Consider the following 2,885-nt stretch of genomic DNA (forward strand, 5'->3'; position numbering starts at 1 on the left):
AACCACTCGCTGGAACAGCTCCCACAGCTCGTCCGGCACCAGCCGCTCAACGATCTTCGACACACCACAAGTCTAGCTAGCCAAATGAGATGATCTCTTAGGTGGTGTGCGGTTCTCCAGCACGTCATGTCAGCCATCTGGCCGATCTTGGCTGATATTAGACCTGTCGGTCACTGAGGGGCACTGATTAGGTTCACTGCGTCAACTACGACTTCAGGCGAGAGGTCCCCAGTGAGAAGACGGATGACACTGCTGTCGGCACTGCTGATTGCGACAGCGTTTCCCCTGGAGGCGGCACATGCTGAAGAGGGGCCAACCACTCTGGCCGAGTCGGGAACCCTCCGGGTGCCGGTGCAGGAACGCGCATCAGCAACGCGGGAGATATCCCCGGTAGCGGACCTGGAGTTCTCCTGTTCGCCTTCGACGGTGGATCGAGAACTCTGTGTGAGTGTCGGCGTTCCGTCAGGACAGGAAGAGGCCAGTGCTTCGGCCAGCAATGCTGGTGCTGAGATGCGCCGTGAGAGTGCTGTCCGGGCGAGCGAAAGCGAACTGGCCTGCTCGACCGGGCAGCTCGACTACGCCTACGACCGGTTCAACTCGTGCCTTGGTAACTTTCCGGTCCACATTACGGAGATCAAGGACGGAAAGCCAGTCGGCACCGCTCTAATGCAAGTGACAGCCCAGATGTCTCTGAAGCAAAACAGTCTCACATGGAAGGAGAACATACAGATTAAATATCTGGAGGCCGCGGGGAACCTGACTACTACGACATTCGGCATATCCTTCGCCGCGAGTTGCGATAAGACGTGTTCAATGACGGCTGCCTCCCCTTGGGCGGGAGAGCAGAGCATCAGGCCCGGACAGACCATTTCAGGCGACGTCACGTTCGGAGTCGGCACGCCGAATTCTGGATGGAATGGGGGTATAACCACCCAGTATCAGATGCGATTTTCACAGGCTGGCACCATTCCGCTGCAGCCTAATACCTCGTGGACCAACCCTCAGAAAATCCGCTGCGATGACGAGGTCGACGGGACGGCCGGCTGCGTGTACCCGCACGTAAAGCCGAATCTCGAACTTCCGTTGAGCAAGTACGGTGAGGCGGCAGCCACCTACCTGTTCCAGCAGCAGTACTCGACCCATGCATGGGGAACACAGGAAGAACCGCTCCACCGTCTGGCGAATGAGCAAGCGCAGCAGGACAACCGCGACAGGACCTGTGTAGTGGCTGCCGAGGGAACGCTCGACACACCAGAACTCTTCGTCCGTAAGTCGAGCACCATCCCAGACGACTCCTGCGACGAGTACCCTTTCGCTGCTTCGATGGAGGGGGGCACACCGGGTGCCTTCTGTAACGACGTTGAGTTCGAGCTCGTTGACGGGGAATGGATCTATCACAACGCCAATCCGAGCAAACCCTGGACTGAAGAGGCCCCATGCTCGCGCGGGCATGTCCCGTTCGAACTCAATAGGAACGCCGGCGGCGAGCTCGGTCGACTGGTAAAGAGTCAGCGTATAATCGACCTCGACGGGTACACGGTCAACATCACCGAATGATGTGAAATGGGCAGGGGTGGGTGCCTCACACGCACCCCTGCCCGGGCTGAAATTCTATCAGGATAGGACAGGAATGCCTTCCGAAGCGTGGAGCTGGGCAGTTGATTCGCAATTCCCGAGCTTCTGTCTGGTTTTTGCGCGCTCGAAAACGATTGAAAGTGTGATGGCCGCTTTTGGGGCGGACCCTGGTGCTGCCGCGAGCATGACACGCATGGAATCACTCTCCGCATTTCCTGAAGTTGATGTGGATAACCTCCTCAGAGTTGGAACTGTGGATGGTTGGGTATTCTGTTACGAAGACCGTAATCTGCTTGGTATTACAGGTCGCGTCCGGAAGGAGCTTTCCCGGGAATGTGAGACCCTCAGTATTTACAAGGGTGGGGACGGGATGAGGACCTTCGAGCACATGGAAGGCGGTCGGACTATTGAATTTTTCGAGCCACGTCGCCACCTGGACGTTCAGGGGGAGGGTCCCTATGTCATTTCAGATCTTGTTCGCGGAAAATTGGCTGCAGCAAGCCCGGGCATGCTGGGGATGACAGCTCTAGGATTGGCTCTAACCGAGCACTTCGGATTGCAACTTGACCGGGAGCTCCTCGAAGGACCACTGCTCACCGTTCCGGCATGAACCCCTGCGTGGCTTCGTTCACAGCCAGTAGCAGTGTTCATCGATGAATCGAGCATGTCTTCTACGACGCCGACGACGACATGCTGCGGTACATGATCACCGTCGACTTCAGCGACCAGTCCTACGTCACCCGATACGTGCCACCCCCGAAGAGTTCGCGCGCCGCGAGTAGCCGGGCGCGGCTGGTAGGTGCCCCCGAGGACGTCGACAGCAGTGGCGGGGGGAGAGCGTGACGAAGGTCCGAGACCACGGCGAGGTGCTCGGTTACGGGGTGCCGGCCGCGCTCTTCCTGCCCGGGGTTACCTACCTCGGGATCACCAACGGCCACCAGTTCATCGCCAGCGACTTTTTCGCCTTCATGTACTGCCTGGCCAGTGTCGGCTTCGCCTCGGTCTCGCTGATGGCGTGGCACCGGGGTGGCGGCCGGTACGCTGGCTCTGTTCACGAGTTGTGACAGCGATTGTTCACCGCTTCGGGAGGCACTCGGACCGGGCCGTGTTCGATTCCCGCGAGTAGCGATAGCACCGAGTCCGCTGGCGCCCGACTGACGGTTTCGCCTACTCCATCGTGGAAGCATGTGCCGATGTGCAACTCCCTAACTGTGCTGGGAACGTGTGGTGCTTGGCCGGAGGCAGGACGGGCAGCGAGCGGCTTCCTGCTGGAGGCATACGGCTTCCGCCTGGTCTTGGACCTCGGATAC

The 2,885-nt window shown here is 59.2% G+C and carries 3 protein-coding genes; all 3 read left to right on the forward strand.

The window, feature by feature from the left end; genetic code table 11:
- The first annotated feature begins 243 nt into the window (after window positions 1–243).
- Window positions 244–1,557, forward strand: a complete 1,314-nt coding sequence (locus tag IG94_RS42745) for a hypothetical protein (protein ID WP_157852430.1) — start codon at window positions 244–246, stop codon at window positions 1,555–1,557.
- Between the two features lie 73 nt (window positions 1,558–1,630).
- Window positions 1,631–2,185 carry a DUF6461 domain-containing protein gene (locus IG94_RS42750; RefSeq protein WP_157852432.1) on the forward strand — a complete coding sequence of 185 codons (555 nt, stop codon included), beginning with the start codon at window positions 1,631–1,633 and terminating at the stop codon, window positions 2,183–2,185.
- A 229-nt stretch (window positions 2,186–2,414) separates the two neighbouring features.
- The gene (locus tag IG94_RS0137850; protein WP_031048616.1) at window positions 2,415–2,639 is read left to right on the forward strand and encodes a hypothetical protein; all 225 of its coding nucleotides are present in this window, start codon (window positions 2,415–2,417) and stop codon (window positions 2,637–2,639) included.
- The last annotated feature ends 246 nt before the right edge of the window (window positions 2,640–2,885 follow it).

It is taken from the genome of Streptomyces olivaceus, assembly GCF_000721235.1.
Classification (GTDB): Bacteria; Actinomycetota; Actinomycetes; order Streptomycetales; family Streptomycetaceae; genus Streptomyces; species Streptomyces olivaceus.